The following is a 23369-nucleotide window of genomic DNA, read 5'->3' as shown; positions in this document are numbered from 1 at the left end:
ATCTATTAGATATAACGCCCGTTTTGATGGGAGAAATTTGCCAGCGCTACGGCTAATATGATAATGGTGCACCTCATTAACGTACTGATATCTAAAAAATGATTGCGCATATTAATTATATTATCAGTGCGACTTTTAGCGTGCGAAGTATTCCTAAAACAGCAAAGTAATCTATGCTGTAGATGAACGGATGCGCCATAAGAGAAGCGGGAATCAATTAATGTTTTTAAGTCATGGTGTTAGCGATGAACCATTATGATGATTTGCAGCGGTTTAAGGATAAAACCCGTTCGCAATTAGAGAACTATAAAGATTTATCTGCGCAGTCATCTGCCGAGGAGCGGGGGGACTGGGCGCTCATCAATCAATTATCGCCGAGCCGGCAAGAACCCGGTCTGGCTATGGGTGGACACGTCTCGTCACCGGTGCCGAAAACCGTGGCAGCACATATTTTTAGCACGCCGCAAGCCTCGCCGGTGCAAACGGTCACGCCGCAGCCACACAACCTGCCGCCGCTGATGCAAAGCGTGGCTATGCTGCCGCCGACCCCCGCGCAACCGGAATCTGCGACGTCATTGACCGTTACGCCTGCGCCGCTGAAGGTCGACACCCCGGCATCTTCCGTTTCCATTGCGAAAACCTTCGCCGGTCCGCAGCCGGTCGCCGGGCCTGAAGCGCCCGCTGCCCATCAGCAACCTGAGCCGCCAACGGCACAACCGGTTGCCCGACCGCGCGTGGTTACGCCACCGCCTGAGGCGGTGAATTATTCCCGTCTGTTTGCGCCGAAAACCGCCGAGCCACCTGCTCCGGACGAGAAAACCAATGAAGAGAAGACGTTACCTCTCAAATCACTGTTAGAAAGGATTGCTTCATGCCGTTGATCTGTGTGTGTTCACCCAAAGGGGGCGTAGGGAAAACAACCCTTGCGGCGAACCTGACCTATGCGCTGGCGCGCTCGGGGAGCAAGGTACTGGCCATTGATTTTGATATGCAGAACGCGCTGCGCCTGCATTTTGGCGTTCCCCTTTCCGACGAGCGTGGCTACGTAGCGAAATCCGCAGAATCTTACGACTGGGGCCAGGATGTACTGACCGCCGGTGGCAATATTTTTGTCCTGCCTTATGGTGATGTAACCGAAGCGCAGCGGCTGACCTTTGAAAACAACCTGGTCAATGACGAACATTTTCTGGCGCGCGGTCTGGGCACGCTGCTGAATTATCCGGGACTGGTGATCGTCGCCGATTTTCCTCCCGGCCCGTCAGCGGCGCTAAAAGCGATTACCCCTTTCGCCGACCTGCATCTGGTCACGTTACTGGCCGATACGGCATCAATGTCCCTGCTTCCGCATATTGAAAACCAGCGCCTGACCGGCGGTGAACTTAACCATAATCACGGCCACTTTTTCGTTATTAATCAGAGCGACACCCGCCGTCAGATCAGTCGTGATGTGACGGCTTTCCTTGAAGAACGCCTGGGCGATCGGCTGTTGGGCATTATTCACCGCGATGAAAGCGTCTGCGAAGCCAACGCCTCGCAAAAGTCGATTTTTGACTTTAGCCCTTCATCAGCGGCGGCATTTGATATCGAAATCATTGCCAGGAAAATTGTTGCCAAATTAGGGATCAATGTTGGTGATGGCACGGTACATAACGTGTCGCGTAAATCCGGACTTTAATTTATTCAGGACGACATATGAAAAAGTTCCTGTTTTATATGCTGGTGCTGGCGTTAGCGCCGGTTGCGCTGTTGGTGATCGTGACGCCAATGGACAGCCAGAAGCAGTATATTTTTGGATTGCTGAGCATTGGCATTCTGTTTTTAATGGGATTCAGTAAACGACGCAGTATTTCGGTGATTATGGTGGTGATGTCGTTACTGATGTCCACCCGCTATATGTATTTCCGCCTGACGCAAACCCTGCATTTTAATTCCGAGATAGAAGCCATTCTTGGAATGGGGCTATTTTTGGCGGAAGTCTATATCTGGGTCATGCTACTGCTCAATTATCTGCAAACTGTCTGGCCGTTAAAACGCGAAATTGTTCCTTTGCCGGACGATATGTCGCTATGGCCGACAGTGGATGTTTATATTCCAACCTATAACGAACCGCTGGAAGTGGTGCGTGACACGGTGCTGGCAGCTCAATGTATTGATTATCCGAGAGATAAAATAAAAATTTATCTTCTCGATGACGGCAGCCGTCGGGAATTTGCCGTTTTCGCCCAGGACGTGGGCGTCGGGTATATTACCCGTACCGAGCATAACCACGCCAAAGCAGGTAACCTCAACCACGCGATGAAAATCACCCAGGGTGAGCTGATTTGCGTATTTGACTGCGACCACGTGGCGACGCGTATTTTTCTTCAGGCCACCGTTGGCGGCTTCCTGAAAGACCCGATGCTGGCGCTGGTGCAAACGCCGCACTACTTCTATTCGCCGGACCCTTTTGAACGTAACCTGTCGGTCGGACGTAATATCCCTAACGAAGGGATGCTGTTTTACGGCCCGATCCAGCAGGGAAACGATAACTGGAACGCGACGTTCTTCTGCGGCTCCTGTGCGGTGATCCGCCGCAGCGCGCTGGAAGAGATTGGCGGTTTTGCCGTTGAGACGGTGACGGAAGATGCGCACACCGCGCTGAAAATGCAGCGTCGCGGCTGGAAATCGGCGTTTGTCGATATTCCGCTGGCGGCGGGGCTGGCCACGGAACGTCTGGTACTCCATGTGATCCAGCGTACCCGCTGGGCGCGCGGCATGACGCAGATTTTCCGCCTCGATAACCCGCTGTTCGGGCGCGGGCTGACCTTCCAGCAGCGGCTGTGCTACCTCAGCGCCATGCTCTACTATCAGTTTGCCATTCCACGCGTGGTGTTCGTGACCGCACCGCTGGCTTATCTGCTGTTTAACCTGAATATTATTCACTCTTCGGCCAGCCTGATCCTCGGCTATGCGTTGCCGCACCTGTTCCTCGCGATCTATGTCGGATCGCGGATGAACGGCCGTTATCGTTACAGTTTCTGGGGCGAGATTTACGATATCGTGCTGGCGTTCCACCTGATCCTGCCGACGCTGGTGACGATGGTTTTCCCGAAACGCGGCAAGTTTAACGTGACCGATAAAGGCGGATTGCTGGACGTCGGCTACTTCGATTTCAGCGTGGTCAGACCGCATCTGGTGGTCGCCTTCCTGCTGGCGGTCGCGGTGATTGCCGGGATCGTGCGCGCGTTTGCTCATGACTTCTTTACCGCCGATCCCAGCGTTATCGCGTTGAATATCGGCTGGGGCGTTTACAGCCTTATCTTCCTGCTGGCGGCTATTGCCGTTGCCCGTGAGACGCGGCAGACGCGTAAAACCATTCGTATTGAGGTGACCATTCCGGTGCTGATCCACTACGCCAGCGGCTTTGTGACCCGCAGCCAGACGGCGGATCTCTCTATGGGCGGCTGCCGTATTTCCATCGTGGATGACCGTCATACCCACGATGAAATTGAAGAGATCGAACTTATCCTTGAATCCGGGGCGATCGCCATTCCGGCGAAGCTGGTGGCGGTCGATAACCATTTTATCCGCGTGATGTTTGATGAAGATATTCCGCTCTCCCGCCGTCGTGAACTGGTCCGCGTCGTACTCTCTCGTGCCGATGCGTGGATCAATCCGCCGCGTCAGCAGGATAATCCGTTCCGCTCGTTCGTGACGATCCTGCGCTGCGTATTTGAACTGTTCTGGCTGACATGGAAATCGCGCCGCAGCCGTCGGCGTCATCGGGCTACCGCTGCGGCGGTGGCGAAGGAGGATAGTCGCGTATGAAGCGATTCACGACGCTGGCACTGATCATAGGGACATTGTTTGTGCCTGCGCTCCACGGAGAGGAGACGGCTGCTGACAATGAGACAACGCCGCCGCTGAATTTCCCTTTACCTGGGTCGGAAGTGACGCCAGCGACGCCTGCACCTGTGAATACAGATGCTGCGACAACCGGAACATCCGCGCCTGCAACAGAAAATCCGCCTGAGTCGCAGGATACCACCGTGCCCGCCACGCTGACGCCGGAACCGACGCCTGACGCCGACGTGCCGCCTGCCATGCCGCCTGTCACGACTACCGCGTCCGGTTTTATGCCTCCGGCAGACAGCAGCCTGACCTTTGCGCAAATGGGCAGCCCGCAAGGCATTGCTCTTAGCGGTGGACAGCTCCAGGGCGGGATCGATTTTACCCTCCCCGGCGACCGGGTGATCACCAGCGCACAGCTCGCGCTGGACGTCGAGGTTTCCCCGGAAATGGCGGCCCGTAATGCGACCCTGCAACTTCAGCTTAACGGTCAGCCGCTGGGCAACGTGCCGCTGGGCGCGGCGGAGAACAACGTCTCGCATTTTGAACTGGATATTCCGGCGGCGCTGATGGTCTCCAGCAACAATCTGAGCTTTAAGATCAACGATGGCGATGCCCAGCAATGCCTGCGCGATATCAGCGATAAATATCGGGTGATGATCCTGCCTACATCAAGCTTTCAGCTTGAAGGACAGCAACTGAGTATTGGTTCCGACCTCAGCCATTTTCCGAAACCGTTTTTTGACAGCCAGCAGATGACGCCGGTCAATCTGGCCTTTGGTTTCCCGGAAAAACTCACCCCGGATGCGGTCAGTGCGGCGGCACTGATTTCGTCGTGGATGGGGATGCAGGCCGACTATCGCGGCATTTCATTTACCGCGCTGAGTAATCGCCTGCCTGAACAGCACGGCATCATCGTCGGCCATCCCGGTGAGCAAATCGGTGGACTGACGCTGCCGCAAACGAACGGACCGCTGCTGAGAATTATCGATAACCCGGTTAACCCGGTTTATAAGCTGCTGCTGGTCGTCGGCAAAGATGATGCGGCGCTGCGGGCAGCGGCCTGGCGGCTGGCGAAAGGCAATTTCCCTGCTCAGACGGCGAGTGCTGACGTCGAAGCGCAGGCGATCCCGACCAGCAAACCGTATGATGCGCCGCGCTGGATCCCGACGTCCCATCCGGTAAAACTGTCGTCGCTGATCCGTAAAGATCAAAGCACCACCGTTTCCGGCGTCTGGCATGCGCCGCTTCAGGTGGCGTTCCGCGCCGCGCCGGATCTCTATTTGTGGGACGGCGAAACTATTCCGCTGCACATTGGTTATCGTTTTCCTTCCGAAACCTGGATTGACGAAGAAAAATCACGCCTGAGCGTCACGCTGAACAACACGTTTCTCAGCAACCTGCCGATGAACAAGCAGGGCTTCCTCGAAATGCTGTGGCGTAAAGCGGGCGGTGATGCGCGCCAGGAGAAGGTGACGATCCCGCTGGAACCGTATCTGATTTATGGCGATAACCAGCTTTCGCTCTACTTTAACGTGGTGCCAAAGGAAACCGCGCCCTGTAGCGTGCTGCTGAATAACAACATCAAGAGCCGTCTCAATGAGGATTCATGGATCGACCTGAGCCATACGCAGCACTTTTCTATGCTGCCGAACCTCTCCTATTTTGTCGGTGCATCTTTCCCGTTTACCCGGCTGGCGGACTATTCACAGACGGTGATGCTGCTGCCAGAGACGCCGTCTGAGACTCAGGTGGCGACGCTACTGAATCTTGCGGCGCGTTCCGGTAATGCGACCGGAATGGCGCTGGCCAATAACCGCGTAGTGATGGGGCTCCCTGGCGGCGGCAACAGTCTTGAGTATCTGCGCCAGCGCGATGTGCTGGCGGTAGGTGGTCTCGACCAGAAGGCCTTTATTCAGGGGCTGCTGTCGCAATCGCCGTACATTGCAGGCGACAGTACGCTGGGCGTTCGGCCACCGACCCCGTGGCAGAAGGTGCAACGCTGGCTGCTCGGCGACTGGTCGACGGATAATATCGATGCTGACCGTTATTTCTCCTCAAACGAGGCGTGGCGCGGGTTTGTCAGTTATCGCTCGCCGTGGAACCCTGAACGACTGGTGGTCGCTGCTGTGGGCAGTAATGACGATCAGCTTGCCAGGCTGCCCAACGATCTCAGCTCATCGCGCATTAACGCAGGTATCCGCGGCGATACCTCGATTATCACCGACGAAAACGGCGTCCGCAGTTTCCGGGTTAGCACCCAGTTTCCGAGCGGACAAATGCCAGGCTATATGATGGCTATCTGGTATGCAAACCAGTATTCAGCGCTGCTGGCGATTGTGGGACTCATTGCCGCGTCTATCCTGGGGGTGGCATTAACCGCCATGTTCAGACGGCATGCCCGCAAACGTCTCTATTCAGGGAGCGACCATAATGATGAAGCATGATCCGGGACGCCGTTTATCCACCCTGTGCCTGACCGGCGCGCTGGCGTTGGGGACGATGGGTGACGCGCTGGCCGCCGCTAACGACGCGGCGCTCAACGCGCTCTTTGAGCAGGCTAAATACTGGCACGAGAAAGCGCACGATGAACTGGCGATGGAGTCGCTGAGGAAAGTGCTGCTGGTGGATGCCAATAATCCGCAGGCGCTGTATTTAATGGCGCTGTGGACCCAGCAGCGGGGGGATACTCAGGCGTCGGCCCAGTGGCGGGCGCGGCTGGAAAAAGTCTCGCCCAACGATGCGGGTCTGGAAGCTCTGGCTAACGCCCGGCAGCTTTCTGCCGTGCCGCAGGGCCAGCTTAATCTCGCCCGTCAGCAGGCGCGTAGCGGTAACATCCCCGCCGCGCTGGCGACGTGGAGAAGCATGTTTAGCGGTGATACGCCGCCGCAGGGCATTGCGGCAGAATATTACCTGACCATGGCAAGCGACAAAGCGCTCTATCCTCAGGCGGTAAGCGAACTACGCCGTTATGTGGCGCAGCGCCCGCAGGATAATGCTATTCGCGTGGCACTGGGCAAAGCCCTGACCTGGCGGGAAGAGACGCGCCGGGAAGGGATGGAGATGCTCGAGCCGTTAGCCAGCGGTAATAAAGAGGCCGACAGCGGCCTGCGCCAGTCGCTCTTGTGGCTTGGCGTAGAGCAGGGCGATCAGCGCTATTACGATAACTGGCTTCAGCGCCATCCGCAGGATACCGAAGTACAGAAGTACTATCGTGAGCGTATCGGCGGCATTGCCAAAGGTGAAGGCTATACCGCCCTTAATAGCGGAAACGTTGATGCGGCAAAGCAGGAGTTTGAGCAGGTTCTGCAAACCAACCCGGCCGATGCCGACGCGCTGGCGGGCATGGGCTACATTGCTCAGCGCAGCGGGGATTATCAGGCGGCGGCGCAGTACCTTAACCGGGCCGCCAGTCAGGGTGGCGAGGCGGCGGACGAGCGTAAAAATCAGGCCGATGACGCTGAATTCTACGGACGGCTGGCGCAGGCGCAGCAGGCGTATAAGCAGGGCAATATCAGTCAGGCGCTGGCACTCTCCGCGCCGCTGGCCCAGCAGAGCGGCGATCGCGGTACGGCAGGCAAATTATTCCGCGCTGACCTGTTGCGGCAGAACAAAGATTACGCCCAGGCCGAACAGACGCTGCGCGCGGTGCTGAACGAGCAGCCGCAGAACGCGGCGGCACGGGAAAACCTCTACTACGTCCTGCGCGATCAAAACAAAACGGCGGAAGCGCAAACGGTACTGCGCACGCTGCCGCAAACTCTTCAGGCCCGTCTTCAGCCGCGGGTGGTCAGCGGCGTACCGGGCGATGCTGTCCGTCGTCAGGCGCAGCAGCAGGCGGCCAGCGGCAACGTTCAGCAGGCGATCACCACCCTGCGTCAGGGCGTGGCGCGTAACCCCGATGATTTCTGGCTGCGTCTGGATCTGGCGCGGCTGTTGCAAAAATCCGGCGCAGAAAATGAAGCGGCGGCCGTCATGTCTCCGGCATACCGCGCTGGCGCTAACGCTAATGCGCTGTACGCAGCGGCGCTTTTTTCCAGCGAAAACGGCGCATGGCAGCAGGCGCAAACGCTGCTTTCCCGCATTCCGGCTTCCAGCCAGAATACGCAGATGCGCGATCTGCGCCAGCGGGTGAACTACAACATGCAGATTGCCATGGCGCAGAATTACCTCGCGCAGGGGAATGCCGTGGCGGCGATGAACACCCTGAAAGCGCTCTCGTCGCAGCCGCCGAAAGATCCGGCAGACGTCGGTAAACTGGCCCGGTTGCTGGCGCAGAGCGGTGATATCACCACCGCCGTCGCGCTGGTGCGTAACAATATCAATTCCGGCGTGCGCGGCGGTGCGGGCGACTATGCGGATCAGGTGACGGTCCTGAATCAGGCGGGCCTCACCAGTGAGGCGCAGGCGCTGCTGGCGAACCCGACTCTGCGGGCGGAAAGTACCCCGACCCAGCTTGCCAGTCTGCAAAATGGCTATGTGGTCAACGACGCAGACCGCCTGCGCGAGCAGGGCAACTATGCGGCGGCTTATGACAAACTGATCCGCGCGCTGCAACAGGACCCGCAGAATACCGATCTGATGTTCGCGATGGCGCGACTCTATCAGAGCGGCAAAATGAACAAAGAAGCGGGGGTCGTTTACGACTATCTGATCACCCGCGACACGCCCGATCAGGCGGCGCGGGCCGGGGCCATCGATGTGGCGCTGTCGGAAGGCAACAATGAGCGGGCAGAACAGCTGGCGCGCGGCTTGCGCAACGACAATACGCCGGATCGCCTGATCCTGCTGTCGCGCGTGGAAGAGGCTCAGGGTAATCACCAGCGAGCGCTTACTTACCTGCGTAGCGCCCGTGGCCGGGTTCTGGGCTTACAGACCACCAATAATTCCGCGACACCGAGCGTTGGCGGCCTGCTGGCGGCGGATAACCCGTTTGTCGGCACGTCACGGCTCCAGCCGCAGGCGCGGACGGCCTCAACCTACGGACGCACCTTGCCCTGGCAGGTTGGTTCAGTCTCTACCAGCGAACCGGAAATGACGATACCAGGTAGCCAGCGTACTGACCTGCCGGTCGAAACGGCGCAGAACCGCACGCTGCGGCAAATCGATTCCATGATGGAGCAACTGGAAGAGAAAACCGGGACCTGGTTACAGGGCGGCGTTGAAGTGCGCAGCCGCGATGGCGAATCCGGCACCAGCAAGCTGACCGAAGTTAAAGCGCCGCTGACCTGGTCCTCTTCACCGTTTGGCGAGTCGCGCTTTGAATTTACCGCCACGCCAGTCACCCTCAGTGCCGGTAGCGCCTCTGGCGATGCCTGGCGGCGTTATGGATCGAATCCGCTGTCGAATGCCGTCTCTAATATCGCGGCTACCGCTGCCAGCGAGCAGCAGGCGATTGCGGCGATGACTGAAACCCAGCGTGAAACCTATTTTGCCAGCAATCCGGGCGCACAGTTTTTGAGCACGCTGGGAACCATTGATGCGGCTACGCTGAACCCGACCACCAGCACGGGGATTGAGAATCTGGCGCGGCTGCGTAATTACGATTCCGGTCAGGTAGCCAGCTATCTTGCGGCCTCCAGCCTCAAGCCCGATGTGAATGAGGCGGGGGATTCTTCAACCGATTCGCAGAAGGCTAACGGCGTAGAGTTAAGCATGGCGCTGAGCGGCGATCAGTATCGTGTTGATATCGGCAGTACGCCGCTGGGCCAGGATTTGAATACGCTGGTGGGCGGCGTCAAATGGTCACCTAAGCTGACCAATTATTTGTCGCTGATCCTGATCGGCGAGCGGCGTGCGCTTACCGACAGCCTGCTGTCCTATGTTGGGGTGAAAGACTCCTACTCCGGCAAGCGCTGGGGCCAGGTGACCAAAAACGGCGGTACGCTGCAATTAAGCTACGACGATGGTGACGCGGGCTTCTACATTGGCGGGGGCGGCTATAGCTACCTCGGTGAAAATGTCGCCAGTAACACCAGCGTTAACGCCAACGCGGGCGTCTATCTGCGGCCTTTCCATGATGACTACAGTCAGTTGCAAACCGGCCTGAGTATGAGCTTTATGGACTACTCGAAAAACCTCAGCCAGTTTACCTTTGGTCAGGGCGGCTATTTCAGTCCACAAAACTATGTCAGCGTTTCCCTGCCGGTCGATTTGACGCAAAAATATGACAGCTGGACCCTGAAAGTAGGCGGTTCAGTGGGTTATCAGTCCTATTCTCAGGACAGCAGCGACTACTTCCCGACCCAGTCCGGCTGGCAGCAGCAGCTTGAAACGGCGGTGGCAAGTGGCTTTGCTAAAGAAGCGCAGTATCAAGCCACCTCGGAAAACGGTCTTGGCTATACGGTACGGGCGGGCGCTGATTACAAAGTAAACAAACAGATGAGCATTGGCGGCCAGGTTGGCTATGATACGTTCGGTGATTACAACGAAAGTACCGCCGGGCTCTGGTTCCGCTATATGTTAGGGAATGAATAATGGATAACAATAATGCGCTAAAGGCCTATTTCCAGCATCAACAAACGCCGCCGGGCTGGTTTGATCTGCTGACCATCATGATTGACGGCATGATCCGCAACGCGGGTGAACGGGAGAGTCAGCCGTTTTTGCGCCAGATGGGGGAATCCCTGGCCGATGCTTTTCCGCTTCCTGAGTCAGAGACGCTGGGCGACCTGGAGCAGAATATGAATCATCTGTTAGCCACCTTTAACTGGGGCGTGGTGGCGGTCAGCGTTGGCGAACTGGGGCTGGTAGTCCGCCATCAGGCACTGCCGGTCAGTCGTGACGACGATCAGCAGGTCCGCTGGTGTAACGCTTTTTGTGCAATACTGGAAGGACTTTACGCACGCTGGCTACAGGGACAGGGCGGAGAAGCGCACTTGCTGTTTCAGCGAGAGCAGCTCTTTGCCGTCGATGACGTGCAGTTCCGCTATTTCAATCCGTAACGATGAGTGAATTATGGTTTTGCGAACGCTATCTGCCACTGTAGTCATGACCGCGCTGCTGTTTACCTCTGTTGTTCAGGCAAGTACGGCCTGGGAGAGCTATAAGGCCCGTTTCCTGATGCCGGATGGACGAATTGTCGATACCGGCAACGGCAACGTGTCGCATACCGAGGGGCAGGGCTACGCCATGCTGATGGCGGTCGCCAATAATGACCGCCCAACCTTCGACAAGCTCTGGCTATGGACCAACAGTCATTTAAAAAATAAATCGACGGGGCTGTTTTACTGGCGCTATAACCCGGTCGCTGCCGATCCGATTGCCGATAAAAACAACGCTTCGGACGGCGATGTGTTAATTGCCTGGGCTTTATTGAAGGCGCAGCAACGCTGGCAGGATAATAGCTACGGTGTGGCATCGGACGCCATTACTCAGGCATTAGTCAAATATACGGTGATCGACTTTGCCGGCTACCGCGTCATGCTGCCGGGACAAAACGGTTTCAATCTGAACACACGGGTTAATCTGAATCCGTCCTACTTTATTTTTCCCGCCTGGCAGGATTTCGCCCGCCGCAGCTATCTTAAAGTGTGGCAGGAGCTGATGCGCGACGGGCAGACGCTGATTGGTAAAATGGCGTGGGGAGAGGCACAGTTGCCAACGGACTGGGTGGCGCTTTCCGCTGACGGCAGTCTGAGCCCGGCGCAGGAGTGGCCGCCGCGCGTCAGCTACGATGCGATCCGCATTCCGCTCTATATCCGCTGGCAAAATGCGCAAAGTCCGCTGCTTCAGCCCTGGCGGCAGTGGTGGAAGGCTTTCCCGCGCGAGCAAACGCCCGCGTGGATTAACGTCGTGAACGGCGAGCGTGCGCCATATAATATGAATGCCGGATTACTGGCCGTGCGCGATTTGACGATGGGAGAGAGTCAGTCAGAACCTCAGATCACGGCCCAGGACGATTACTACTCCGCCAGCCTCAAAATGCTGGTCTGGATGGCCGCCAAAGGCAATTAAGCTGCTGGCAAAGGTGGCATTCTTCCGCATTTGCTGACCGGTAAATGCGGATTCGTCGCGTTCTCTCTCTCATTGTCTTACGATCGGGTATAATCGGCCCCGGCCAGGAGACATTTCCTGACCTGATGCTCTGGATCAGTATTAGTGGAGAGTTAATTTGCGCGTCAGCCGTTCTCTAACCATAAAACACATGGCGATGGTCTCCGTCGTTGCCATGGTTTTTTTGTTTATTTTTTGCTTTATTTTACTCTTTCACTTTGTGCAACAGAGTCGCTATGACACGGCATCTCAACTTGAAAGCATCGCCCGCTCGGTCCGCGAACCGCTTTCCTCCTCTATTCTGAAAGGCGATATTCCGGAGGCGGAGACGATACTGCGTCGCATCCAGCCTGCCGGAATTGTCAGCCGTGCCGACGTGGTTTTACCGAATCAGTTCCAGGCGCTGCGCATGAGCTTTATCACCGAAAGGCCCGTGCCGGTGACCATCACGCGTATTTTCGAACTGCCGGTACAGATCTCATTGCCGATCTACTCGCTGGAACGGCCTGCTAATCCGCAGCCGCTGGCGTATCTGGTGCTACAGGCGGACTCATGGCGCATGTACCGCTTCGTGATGAGTGCTATATCCACATTAGTAACCGCTTACTTACTGCTGGTGCTGGTGATGACCGTGGCGATCACCTGGGGCAGTAGTCGCTTACTCGTGCGCCCTCTGCGGCAGATGGCCCGCGAACTCAACGATACCTCGCCCCATGATGCGCCGGGCCATCAGCTCACTCTGCCAAATCTGCATCACGACGATGAGATCGGCATGCTGGCACGCATCTACAACCGCAATCAACAGGCCCTGATGCGGCACTATGAAGAGTTAAATGACCACTCCACCACGTTCCCCGTGTCGGGACTGCCGAATAAAAGCTTCCTGCTGGCGCTGCTGGATCAGAACACCGGGCGCAGCAGCGGCTCAGCGCTGATGGTGATCGCCTGTGAAACGCTTCAGGATACGGCAGGCGTATTGCAGGAAACCCAGCGTGAAATGTTGCTGTTAACACTGGTTGAGCGACTGAAAGCCGTGCTATCGCCTAAAATGGTCCTGACCCAGGTCAGCGGCTACGATTTTGCGATCATTGCGCACGGTGTAAAAGAGCCGTGGCACGCGATTACATTAGGTCAGCAAGTGCTCACTTCTATTAACGAGCGGCTACCGGTGCAGGGGATCCAGCTGCGCCCCAGCGCCAGCATTGGCATCGCCATGTTTAATCGCGACCTCTCTGCCGAACAGCTCTACCGTCGGGCGTTTTCCGCCGCCTTTACCGCGCGGCGCAAAGGCAAAAACCAGATTGAATTTTTCGATCCGGAGCAGATGGAAAAAGCACAGCGCCGTCTGACAGAAGAGAGCGATATCCTCAATGCGTTGGATAATCAACAGTTTGCCATCTGGCTACAGCCGCAGATTGATACCCGCAGCGGGAAAGTCTGTAGTGCCGAGGTGTTATTGCGCCAGCTCCAGCCTAACGGCCAGTGGGAGTTGCCCTGCGATCTTATTGATACCATCGAATCCTGTGGCCTGATGGTCACGGTGGGCTACTGGGTACTGGAAGAGGCTTGTCGCCAGCTTGCCGCCTGGCGGGCAAAAGACCTGCGTCTGCCGCTGTCGGTGAATATTTCGGCCCTGCAACTGCTGCATCACGACATGGTGCCGGACCTGCTTGAACTGTTGAACCGCTATCGTATTGAGCCGGGTTCGCTGATCCTCGAAGTGACCGAAAGCCGCCGCATTGACGATCCGCAGGCGGCCATTGCTATCCTGCGTCCGCTGCGCAACGCGGGCGTGAGTATTGCGCTGGACGATTTTGGGATGGGCTACGCCGGGCTGCGTCAGCTTCAGCATATGAAATCGCTGCCGGTAGATATGCTGAAAATCGATAAAATTTTTGTGGATGGCATTCCGGAAGATACCAGTATGGTGTCGGCGATAGTGCAGATGGCGCAAAGCCTTAATCTCAGTATCGTGGCAGAAGGCGTGGAAGAGCAGGCGCAGTATGAGTGGCTGAAAGCCGCCGGAGTTGATTATGTTCAGGGATTCCTGTTCGCCAGCGCGTTGACCCCGGAACAGTTCGAGCAAACCTGGTTCAGGGCGCTTCATGTTAAGGAAGGTGAGTAAGTTTATTGCGCTTGTGCGAGTCAGCTCTAACTTTTTAACAAAAATGTTTCAAATTTGAACTGGGTTCATTTCTGGAATGTTTCTTGGGTGTTATTTTAAAACCGCAGGTGGAACCAACCCTACAATGCCTGTGGTTTTATCTTAAGGACATCCTAATGAAAACCTCACTGTTTAAAAGCCTCTATTTTCAGGTCCTGACTGCCATTGCCATCGGTATTTTACTGGGCCACTTCTACCCTGACATCGGCGCACAAATGAAGCCGCTGGGCGATGCGTTTGTGAAGCTCATTAAAATGGTTATCGCGCCGGTGATTTTCTGTACCGTGGTAACGGGCATTGCCGGCATGGAAAGTATGAAAGCGGTTGGCAGGACCGGGGCCGTTGCGCTGCTTTACTTTGAAGTCGTCAGTACCATTGCGCTGATTATTGGTCTGATTATCGTTAACGTGGTGCAGCCAGGGGCCGGGATGAACGTCGACCCGGCGACGCTCGACGCGCAGGCAGTGGCGGTTTACGCCGAGCAGGCGAAAGACCAGGGCATTGTGGCTTTCCTGATGGATATCATTCCGGGAAGCGTGATTGGTGCCTTCGCCAGCGGTAACATCCTGCAAGTGCTGATGTTTGCTGTGCTGTTTGGTTTTGCCCTGCACCGTCTGGGCAGCAAAGGCCAGCTCATTTTTAACGTGATTGAGAGCTTCTCGCAGGTCATTTTCGGCATCATCAATATGATCATGCGTCTGGCCCCGATTGGCGCATTCGGTGCGATGGCGTTTACTATCGGTAAATATGGTGTCGGTACGCTGGTGCAACTTGGGCAGCTGATCCTCTGCTTCTACGCCACCTGTATTTTGTTCGTGGTGGTGGTACTGGGATCTATCGCGCGTGCGACCGGCTTCAGCATCTTTAAGTTCATCCGCTACATTCGCGAAGAGTTGCTGATTGTACTGGGCACCTCCTCCTCCGAATCCGCACTCCCGCGTATGCTGGATAAAATGGAAAGGCTGGGCTGCCGTAAATCGGTGGTCGGGCTGGTGATCCCGACGGGCTACTCGTTTAACCTCGATGGTACGTCGATCTATCTGACGATGGCGGCGGTGTTTATCGCTCAGGCCACTAACAGTCATATGGATATTTTCCACCAGGTCACGCTGCTGGTGGTGCTACTGCTGTCGTCGAAAGGGGCGGCGGGCGTAACCGGCAGCGGGTTTATCGTCCTTGCGGCGACCATTTCGGCGGTAGGCCATCTGCCGGTTGCCGGGCTGGCGCTTATCCTCGGGATTGACCGCTTTATGTCGGAAGCGCGTGCGCTGACCAACCTGGTTGGTAACGGCGTGGCCACCATCGTCGTCGCCAAACGCGTTAAAGAACTTGATCATAAAAAGCTCACCGATACCCTGAATAACCGTGCGCCAGATGGCAAAACGCACGAAATATCCTCTTAATTCCGCCCCTTATCGCCGTAGTCCCTTGAAGGGCTACGGCCTCCTGAGCATAATTGGTGATTATTTTCTGAAGCCAGCGCGACATTTTCCGCTTTGCGTGGTCTTAGAAATGGCTTTTCCATACTCAAAATAATCCTCATTGCAGGATGGTCTTTGTCTTTATTACCAGGAATGTTGATCAGGGGTTTACATGCAGGGCACAAAAATTCGACTCTTAGCCGGTGGTTTGCTGATGATTGCAACGGCTGGTTATGTGCAGGCAGAAGCACTCCAGCCTGACCCGGCCTGGCAACAGGGAACGCTGGCGAATGGTTTTCAGTGGCAGGTGTTATCCACCCCGCAGCGCCCCAGCGATCGTATTGAAATTCGTCTGCTCATTAACACCGGTTCACTGACAGAAAATACACAGCAGATTGGCTTTAGCCACTTTATTCCTCAGATTGCGCTTTCACAGCATGGCAGTTTACAGCCGGTGCAGGCGCAATCCTTGTGGCAGCAGGGCACCGATCCTAATCGCCCTTTACCGCCCGCCGTCGTCTCCTACGACCACACCATGTTTAATCTCAGCCTGCCGAATAACCGCAACGATCTGCTGAAAGAGGCGCTGACCTGGCTGGCGGACAGCTCCGGCAGGCTGAACATTACGCCTGAAACCATCAGCGCAACGCCTGACAGTGCAGATAAAGTCATGACCTGGCCGATGGATACCAAAGAAGGCTGGTGGCGCTACCGCCTGAAAGGATCGACCATGCTGGGCCACGATCCGGCCGATCCGCTGAAAAAACCGGTGGATGCGGAACAGGTGAAATCTTTCTATCAGAAATGGTACACCCCGGATGCGATGACGCTGATTGTGGTCGGTAACGTTGACAGCCGCAGCGTTTCGGAACAAATCAACAAAGCCTTTGGCGAACTGAAAGGCAAGCGCGAAACGCCTGCGCCGATGCCAACGCTCTCGCCGCTGCCGCGCAATGCCGTAAGCCTCATGACCGACACCGTGGCGCAGGATCGCCTGTCGGTGATGTGGGATAACCCGTGGCAGCCGATCCGCGAATCCGCGGCGCTACAACGCTACTGGCGTGCGGATCTGGCGCGTGAAGCGCTGTACTGGCACGTCCAGCAAAACCTGAGTAAAAGCAACGCCAAAGATATCAGCATGGGCTTTGACTGCCGTGTGCTTTACCAGCGCGCGCAGTGCGGTATTAATATCGATTCTCCGAATGAGAAGCTGAATACTAATCTGGTGACGGTGGCCCGCGAACTGGCAACCCTGCGCGAAAAAGGGCTGACGGAAGAGGAGTTCAACGCGCTGGTGGCGCAGAAGAAGCTGGAGCTGCAAAAACTCTTTGCGACCTATGCGCGTACCGATACCGACGTCCTGATCAGCCAGCGGATGCGCTCCCTGCAAAATCAGGTGGTGGATATCGCGCCGGAGCAGTATCAGAAGCTGCGGCAGAATTTCCTCGATGGCCTGACGCTGGAAGTGCTGAATCAGGATCTGCGCCAGCAGCTTTCTCAGGATATGTCGCTGGTCCTGCTACAGCCGAAAGGCGAGCCGGAATATGACATGAAGGAGCTTCAGGCAAGCTGGAATGACATCATGCTGCCAGCTGAACCTGCCGCGTCTTCTACGGCACAGGAAGATGTGCATCCGGAAGTGACGGATATTCCGCCGGCGCAGTAATCGTTTCGCCTTTTATTGGCGGCCTCATGGCGGGGCCGCCAGCGTGGAAATGGTTATCAAGGCCAGCGATATCTACAGGTTGCTGGCCTGGTGATACAAACTTACTCAGAACACTGACAACGGTTATACCATGAAGTGATGCCCGGCGGCGCTTCGCTTGCACGGGCCTACGAAATGGGTGCGACCTGTTGATATGCAATGACTTGTAAACCGCTGACAAACGCTATACCGTGGAATGATGCCCGGCGGCGCTTCGCTTGCACGGGGCTACAGAAGTGGTGCAACGGGTTGATAGAGAATAATTTGTAGGCCGGGTAAGGCGAAGCCGCCACCCGGCAAAACGTCACATACACTAGCCAATCAGGTTTAATATTACTGCGGCATGGCTTCGCGCGGAATAATCGCCCCACGATACTGAATCACCGTGCTGGCAGTCAGATGTCCGCGTTTCGCTGCTTCAGCCGCATCACCGCCGGTCAGACGTACCGCCAGATAGCCTGCGCTGAAGGAATCCCCGGCAGCCGTGGTATCGATCACCTTCTCCTTCGGCAGTTTCACCGCGGCGACCTCAACGATCGGCTCATCGTCCACCGCGACCAGGCACGACTCCGCGCCGCGTTTGATGACGATTTCTTTCACCCCCGCCGCCTGAGTACGTGAAATCACCTCCTCAACCGGTTTCTCCCCCCACAGCGCATCTTCATCATCCAGCGTCAGGAAGGCGATGTCGGTGCATTCCAGCATCTGCTGATACACCTGCTGCGTCTCCTGCTGACTGGCCCACAGGCGCGGGCGATAGTTATTGTCGAAGATCACCTGGCCGCCGTTGGCGCGGCATTCACGCAGCAGGGAGAACAATTTCTCGCGGCTGGACGGGCTGAGAATGGCCAGGCTGATGCCGCTCAGATAAAGATAGTCAAACGTTGCCAGCTTCTCGCAGATGGCAACGGCTTCCGGCGTATCCAGCCAGAATTTTGCTGCCGCTTCATTACGCCAGTACCAGAATGTGCGCTCGCCGGTATCGTCAGTTTCAATGTAATAAAGTCCCGGCAGCCGGTTTGCCATCCGTTGAATCAGGCCAGTACCGACATTTTCGCTCTGCCAGGCATCCAGCATCTGCTGGCTGAAGTTATCGTTACCCAGCGCGGTCACGTACTCAACGCTCAGCGCGGCGGCAGGGACCTGACGCGCGATATAGACCGAGGTGTTAAGCGTGTCGCCGCCGAAGCCGCGCTTCACTTCTGCACCTTTCTCTGACATCTCAATCATGCATTCGCCAATGACGGCAATTTTCTTAGACATACAGTTAACCTGACCTGAAGCGGGAAATGAGCTTAGTCTGCTCTGTGAAGATTTTTCGGTCAACTATATTAAAACAACGTTCCATAATTTTTTTGAGCTGACGCGTGTTATTGGCGTCTTTTGCCGTGCAGATTTTCAATTTGCCCGCCGTTGAACATAAAGTTCTCAATTCGTGCGCCGATAACTCTGTGACGAGTACCGACAGATCATCCCCTTTGCACAGGATTTCTGAGATGAAGTTAAAGCAGGTTATCCAGCGGCTGAACATTCCTGAAGCAGAGATTGAAAGCCTTCAGGAGCGGCGCTATTGGCTGCAATGTAAGCTTGCCTGGACCTATCAGCCGATCTACAGAACGGACGGCCGCCTGATGGCGATCGAAATTCTGACGATTGTGACCCATCCTGATAATCCCGGGCAGCGTATTCCTCCCGACCGCTATTTTGCCGAGGTCGCGGTGCGGCAGCGTATTGACGTGGTGAAAGCACAGCTCGCGGTGTTGCAGCAAAAGCAGGAATTTTTTGAACGCAATCAGATTCTGGCATCGGTAAACGTTGACGGGCCAACGCTGCTCGCCATGCGGCAGGACAAAGTGCTGCTGGCGACGATAGACAGCCTCTCCTGGCTGCGTCTCGAACTGGTTGAACACATTAGTCTGCCGGTGGATTCGTCTTTCGCTTCGTTCTGCGAATTTGGCCCGCTATGGCTGGACGACTTCGGCACCGGGATGGCGAATTTCTCCGCGCTGAGTGAAGTGCGCTACGACTACATCAAAGTGGCGCGCGATCTGTTTATCATGCTGCGCAAAACGCCGGAAGGCCGCAACTTGTTTACCCTGCTAATCCAGTTGATGAATCGCTATTGCCAGGGGGTGATTGTAGAAGGCGTTGAAACGCTGGAAGAATGGCATGATGTCCAGCAGTCGCCCGCCTTTGCCGCTCAGGGATACTTCCTCTCCCGGCCAGTGCCTATGGCCACTCTCGACGATGTGGTGATGCAACTCTCGCCGGAATGGATGATCTCACCCTCAGGCATTTCGCACGCGTTTAAGCAGGTTACTCTTTCATAATTAAGGAAACTGCCGCTCCCTTTTCTGCCAGCCTCAACTATCTTTAGGACAGGTAAGGTAATCAGAAAGCGGAGTGAGGCATGTCGAAAACAAGTAAAATACTTGCCATTATCTTAGGGACGCTGGTGCTGCTCATCGTAGTTGCCATCATTATTATCGCGACCTTTGACTGGAATCGTCTGAAGCCGACCATCAACCAAAAAGTATCTACGGAGCTTAATCGCCCCTTCGCCATTCGTGGTGATTTGGGCGTGGTATGGGAGCGGCAAAAACAGGAAACGGGCTGGCGAAGCTGGGTGCCGTGGCCGCATGTTCATGCGGAAGATATTATTCTCGGTAACCCGCCGGATATCCCGGAAGTCACCATGGTGCATCTGCCGCGCGTAGAGGCGACGCTGGCACCGCTGGCATTGTTAAGCAAAACGGTTTATCTGCCGTGGGTCAAATTCGTGCAGCCTGACGCGCGATTGATCCGTCTGTCTGAGAAAAACGATAACTGGACGTTTAATCTGGCGTCGGACGACGAGAAAAAAGAGAACGCCCAGCCTTCCGCCTGGTCTTTCCGTCTCGACAATATTCTCTTCGACCGTGGTCGTGTCGCCATTGACGATAAGGTCAGCCGCGCCGATATCGAAATTCTGGTCGATCCGTTAGGTAAGCCGCTGCCCTTTAGCGAAGTTACCGGTAGTAAAGGTAAGGAAGACAAGGGTAAAGTCGGCGACTACGTGTTTGGCCTGAAAGCGAAAGGGCGCTACAACGGGCAGCCGCTCACCGGCACGGGTAAAATCGGCGGTATGCTGGCGCTGCGCAGTGAAGGCACGCCGTTCCCGGTGCAGGCCGATTTCCGTTCGGGCAATACCCGCGTGGCGTTTGACGGTACGGTTAACGATCCGATGAAAATGGGCGGTGTCGATCTGCGCCTCAAGTTCTCCGGCGATTCGCTGGGCGAGCTGTATGACTTAACCGGCGTGCTGTTGCCGGACACCCCGCCGTTCGAAACGGACGGCCGCCTGGTCGCCAAAATCGATACCGAGAAATCCTCTGTCTTTGACTATCGCAACTTTAACGGGCGTATCGGCGACAGTGATATTCATGGCTCGCTGACCTACACCACCGGTAAGCCGCGTCCGAAGCTGGAAGGCGATCTGGAATCGCGCCAGCTACGACTGGCGGATCTGGGGCCGCTGATCGGCGTGGACTCGGGGAAAGGGGCCGAGAAGTCGAAACAATCCGAGCAGAAAAAAGGTGAGAAGAGCGTACAGCCTGCTGACAAAGTGCTGCCGTATGATCGCTTTGAAACCGATAAGTGGGATGTGATGGATGCGGACGTGCGCTTTAAGGGGCGTCGTATTGAGCATGGTAGTAGCCTGCCGATTAGCGATCTCTCAACGCATATCATCCTGAAGAATGCCGATCTGCGTTTGCAGCCGCTGAAGTTTGGTCTGGCTGGCGGGACGATTTCTTCCAATATTCACCTTGAAGGCGATAAAAAGCCGATGCGCGGCGTGGCGGACATTCAGGCTCGCCGGTTGAAGCTGAAAGAGCTGATGCCTGATTCAGAGATGATGCAGAAAACGCTGGGTGAAATGAACGGTGACGCCGAGTTCCGCGGAACGGGTAACTCCGTGGCGGCGCTGCTGGGCAGCAGTAACGGTAACCTGAAACTGCTGATGAACGATGGCTTGATCAGCCGCAACCTGATGGAGATCGTCGGGCTTAACGTGGGTAACTTTATCGTCGGCCAGTTGTTTGGTGATGAGGAAGTCCGCGTCAACTGTGCGGCGGCGAACCTGGATATCGTCAACGGCGTGGCGCGTCCGCAAATCTTCGCCTTCGATACTGAGAATGCGCTGATCAACGTGACCGGTACTGCCAGCTTCGCTTCCGAGCAGATGGATTTGACCATCGACCCGGAAAGTAAAGGCATCCGTATCGTCACCCTGCGTTCACCGTTGTACGTACGTGGCACCTTCAAGAACCCGCAGGCGGGAGTGAAGGCGGGACCGTTGATTGCCCGTGGTGCGGTAGCCGCCGCGCTGGCAACGCTGGTCGCCCCAGCCGCCGCGCTGGTAGCGTTGATTTCCCCGTCAGAAGGGAATGAAAACCAGTGCCGCACCATCCTGTCACAGATGAAGAAGTAAGGCAAAATCGCGCCCCGTATAACGTGACGGCGGCGCGATACCCTGCCCGGTGGCGCTTCGCTTACCGGGCCTACGGTCTGGTGTAAGGGGTTGATTCAGAAGGTGGGTGCCAGGCTGGAGTTAATCGTAGGCCGGGCAAGCGCAGCGCCGCCCGGCATTACGGTGCGGCGCTTATTCGGCGTTAAGGTATTACAGCGACTGGTGACGGGTTTCGTGGGTCAGCAGCAGCGCAATCAACGTCAGCGCCGCCATCGCGGCCAGATAGAACCCGACGTAAGCCAGACCGTAATTCGCCTGGAGCCAGGTGGCGATATACGGCGCAACCGACGCGCCCAGAATCGATGATACGTTATAAGAGAACGACGCCCCGGTGTAACGTACTTCGGTCGGGAACAACTCCGGCAGCAGCGCGCCCATTGGGCCGAAGGTCAGCCCCATCAGGCTCAGGCCAATCAGCAGATACGCCATCACCAGCAGCGGATTTCCCGAGCCCAGCAGCGGCGGGAACACGAACAGCGCGAACAGGATAATCAGCGTGGTGATCACAATCATGCTTTTCCGACGACCAAACGCGTCCGCCAGCAGCCCGGCAATCGGCACCATCACGCCAAAACCAATTACCGCCATCATCAGCATCCACAGCACTTCATTACGCGGCAAACCAAGCCCCTGCGGTGCAGCCGTGGTACTGAAGGTCATCGAATAGACGGTCATAATGTAGAACAGCGTATACGTTGCCAGCATAATAAACGTGCCCAGCACGGTCACGCGCAGGTGCTTCGACAGCAACGTTCCCATCGGGACTTTCACCTGTTTCTTCGCGGCAGCGACTTTGGCAAAGACCGGCGTCTCATGCAGCGATACGCGCACGTACAGGCCGATCAACACCAGCACCGCAGAGAAGATAAACGGCACGCGCCAGCCCCACTGCATAAACTGCTCGTCGGTCAGCAGCCAGGAGAGCAGCAGAAACGTGCCGTTGGCAAAGAAGAAGCCAATCGGGGCACCAAGCTGCGGGAAAGAGCCGTACAGTGCCCGTTTGCGAGGTGGAGCGTTTTCTGTCGCCAGCAACGCCGCGCCGCCCCATTCACCGCCCAGACCTAAACCCTGACCAAAACGAGCCAATGCCAGCAGCAGCGGCGCAAAAATACCGATGGTGGCGTAGCTGGGAAGCAAACCGATAACCACCGTCGAAATTCCCATGGTCAGTAGCGACGCGACCAGCGTCACCTTACGACCTACGCGGTCGCCAAAGTGACCAAATAGCGCTGAGCCGATAGGACGCGCGATGAAGGCAATGGCGAATGTCGCCAGTGACTGTAGCGTCGCCGCGGTCGGATCGCCCTGCGGGAAGAAAATATGCGGAAAAACGATCACCGCAGCGGTGGCGTAAATATAGAAGTCGAAAAACTCAATGGCAGTACCAATGAGGGAGGCAACGACGACCTTATTACGGGAGTTGACCGGTGCGATGTCGGCGGCATTGTCGAGCGTAGTTGTGGCGGTTGCTTGCATAGATATTTCTTATTTTATGACCATCGAAAAGCCATATTACGCACAGCAAAAGCGACATTTCAATCCTGAAGGGGATAGCGAGGCGGTTAAAAAACAAGCGAAAAGTGAATAATGTTCATACCTGTAAGTTATGGTCTATGAAATGCTTCACAGAATTTAAAAGTTAGCATTTAAAACCAGGTTTAGGTTAAATAAAAGTTACAGGTTAGTTTTATCTGCTGAAATGAAGGCGCGGGCTAAGATTTTGCTTTTTCGCTCAGCCCGCGATGG

The 23369-nt window shown here is 56.1% G+C and carries 13 protein-coding genes and 1 pseudogene; 12 read left to right on the top strand and 2 right to left on the bottom strand.

Annotation, left to right across the window (positions count from 1 at the left end; all coding sequences use genetic code 11):
- Positions 1-245 precede the first annotated feature (245 nt).
- From INT84_RS15405 to INT84_RS15360, 10 genes are all read left to right on the top strand, one after another.
- Positions 246-881, top strand: coding sequence for a cellulose biosynthesis protein BcsO (locus tag INT84_RS15405; protein WP_194207493.1), 636 nt, complete (start codon positions 246-248; stop codon positions 879-881).
- Positions 872-1675: a cellulose biosynthesis protein BcsQ gene (bcsQ, locus tag INT84_RS15400; RefSeq protein WP_194207492.1), complete on the top strand. Its 804-nt coding sequence runs from the start codon at positions 872-874 to the stop codon at positions 1673-1675. Before INT84_RS15405 ends, bcsQ begins: the two co-directional genes overlap by 10 nt.
- Positions 1676-1692: 17 nt before the next feature.
- A complete protein-coding gene (gene bcsA / locus INT84_RS15395) occupies positions 1693-3807 on the top strand; it encodes a UDP-forming cellulose synthase catalytic subunit (protein ID WP_194207491.1) in 2115 nt (704 codons plus the stop codon).
- On the top strand, positions 3804-6275 hold the full coding sequence (gene bcsB, locus INT84_RS15390) for a cellulose biosynthesis cyclic di-GMP-binding regulatory protein BcsB (RefSeq protein WP_194207490.1): 2472 nt from the start codon (positions 3804-3806) through the stop codon (positions 6273-6275). The genes bcsA and bcsB overlap by 4 nt, the downstream gene beginning before the upstream one ends.
- Positions 6262-10305 (top strand): cellulose synthase subunit BcsC-related outer membrane protein, encoded by a 4044-nt coding sequence (locus tag INT84_RS15385; RefSeq protein WP_370529678.1) that lies wholly within the window; start codon positions 6262-6264, stop codon positions 10303-10305. Before bcsB ends, INT84_RS15385 begins: the two co-directional genes overlap by 14 nt.
- On the top strand, positions 10305-10772 hold the full coding sequence (gene bcsD / locus INT84_RS15380; RefSeq protein WP_228066286.1) for a cellulose biosynthesis protein BcsD: 468 nt from the start codon (positions 10305-10307) through the stop codon (positions 10770-10772). Before INT84_RS15385 ends, bcsD begins: the two co-directional genes overlap by 1 nt.
- 13 nt (positions 10773-10785) lie before the next feature.
- Positions 10786-11784 (top strand): glycosyl hydrolase family 8, encoded by a 999-nt coding sequence (locus INT84_RS15375; protein WP_194207489.1) that lies wholly within the window; start codon positions 10786-10788, stop codon positions 11782-11784.
- A gap of 157 nt (positions 11785-11941) precedes the next feature.
- Positions 11942-13948, top strand: a complete 2007-nt coding sequence (gene hmsP / locus INT84_RS15370) for a biofilm formation regulator HmsP (protein WP_194207488.1) — start codon at positions 11942-11944, stop codon at positions 13946-13948.
- Between the two features lie 155 nt (positions 13949-14103).
- A complete protein-coding gene (gene dctA / locus INT84_RS15365) occupies positions 14104-15390 on the top strand; it encodes a C4-dicarboxylate transporter DctC (RefSeq protein ID WP_194207487.1) in 1287 nt (428 codons plus the stop codon).
- 190 nt (positions 15391-15580) lie between these two features.
- Positions 15581-17074 carry a pitrilysin family protein gene (locus INT84_RS15360; protein WP_194207486.1) on the top strand — a complete coding sequence of 498 codons (1494 nt, stop codon included), beginning with the start codon at positions 15581-15583 and terminating at the stop codon, positions 17072-17074.
- 372 nt (positions 17075-17446) lie between these two features.
- On the opposite strand, the gene INT84_RS15355 is transcribed toward INT84_RS15360, so the two are convergent.
- Entirely contained in the window at positions 17447-18376 is a 930-nt protein-coding gene (locus INT84_RS15355) for a sugar kinase (RefSeq protein ID WP_194207485.1), read from the bottom strand.
- A 233-nt stretch (positions 18377-18609) separates the two neighbouring features.
- Between INT84_RS15355 and pdeH the strand changes: the two are divergent.
- Both pdeH and INT84_RS15345 read left to right on the top strand, forming a co-directional pair.
- Positions 18610-19377: pseudogene (gene pdeH / locus INT84_RS15350) on the top strand (cyclic-guanylate-specific phosphodiesterase); the annotation flags it as partial.
- Between the two features lie 146 nt (positions 19378-19523).
- Positions 19524-21584, top strand: coding sequence for an AsmA family protein (locus tag INT84_RS15345; RefSeq protein ID WP_194207483.1), 2061 nt, complete (start codon positions 19524-19526; stop codon positions 21582-21584).
- Positions 21585-21773: 189 nt separating this feature from the next.
- Here the strand turns inward: INT84_RS15345 and INT84_RS15340 are convergent, their stop codons facing one another.
- Positions 21774-23099, bottom strand: coding sequence for an MFS transporter (locus tag INT84_RS15340; protein WP_194207482.1), 1326 nt, complete (start codon positions 23097-23099; stop codon positions 21774-21776).
- Between the last annotated feature and the right edge of the window lie 270 nt (positions 23100-23369).

Origin of the sequence: Superficieibacter sp. 1612_C1, from assembly GCF_015234305.1 — a bacterium.
Classification (GTDB): domain Bacteria; phylum Pseudomonadota; class Gammaproteobacteria; order Enterobacterales; family Enterobacteriaceae; genus Superficieibacter.
Note: the sequence above shows the minus strand (reverse complement) of the source record. Positions and strands in the feature narration are given on the sequence as shown.

Excerpts from the sequence above, each read along its gene's own strand:
- INT84_RS15405 (WP_194207493.1), top strand. The coding sequence starts at position 246 with ATGAACCATTATGATGATTTGCAGCGGTTTAAGGATAAAACCCGTTCG.
- bcsQ (WP_194207492.1), top strand. The coding sequence starts at position 872 with ATGCCGTTGATCTGTGTGTGTTCACCCAAAGGGGGCGTAGGGAAAACA.
- bcsA (WP_194207491.1), top strand. The coding sequence starts at position 1,693 with ATGAAAAAGTTCCTGTTTTATATGCTGGTGCTGGCGTTAGCGCCGGTT.
- bcsB (WP_194207490.1), top strand. The coding sequence starts at position 3,804 with ATGAAGCGATTCACGACGCTGGCACTGATCATAGGGACATTGTTTGTG.
- INT84_RS15385 (WP_370529678.1), top strand. The coding sequence starts at position 6,262 with ATGATGAAGCATGATCCGGGACGCCGTTTATCCACCCTGTGCCTGACC.
- bcsD (WP_228066286.1), top strand. The coding sequence starts at position 10,305 with ATGGATAACAATAATGCGCTAAAGGCCTATTTCCAGCATCAACAAACG.
- INT84_RS15375 (WP_194207489.1), top strand. The coding sequence starts at position 10,786 with ATGGTTTTGCGAACGCTATCTGCCACTGTAGTCATGACCGCGCTGCTG.
- dctA (WP_194207487.1), top strand. The coding sequence starts at position 14,104 with ATGAAAACCTCACTGTTTAAAAGCCTCTATTTTCAGGTCCTGACTGCC.
- INT84_RS15360 (WP_194207486.1), top strand. The coding sequence starts at position 15,581 with ATGCAGGGCACAAAAATTCGACTCTTAGCCGGTGGTTTGCTGATGATT.
- INT84_RS15355 (WP_194207485.1), bottom strand. The coding sequence starts at position 18,376 with ATGTCTAAGAAAATTGCCGTCATTGGCGAATGCATGATTGAGATGTCA.
- INT84_RS15345 (WP_194207483.1), top strand. The coding sequence starts at position 19,524 with ATGTCGAAAACAAGTAAAATACTTGCCATTATCTTAGGGACGCTGGTG.
- INT84_RS15340 (WP_194207482.1), bottom strand. The coding sequence starts at position 23,099 with ATGCAAGCAACCGCCACAACTACGCTCGACAATGCCGCCGACATCGCA.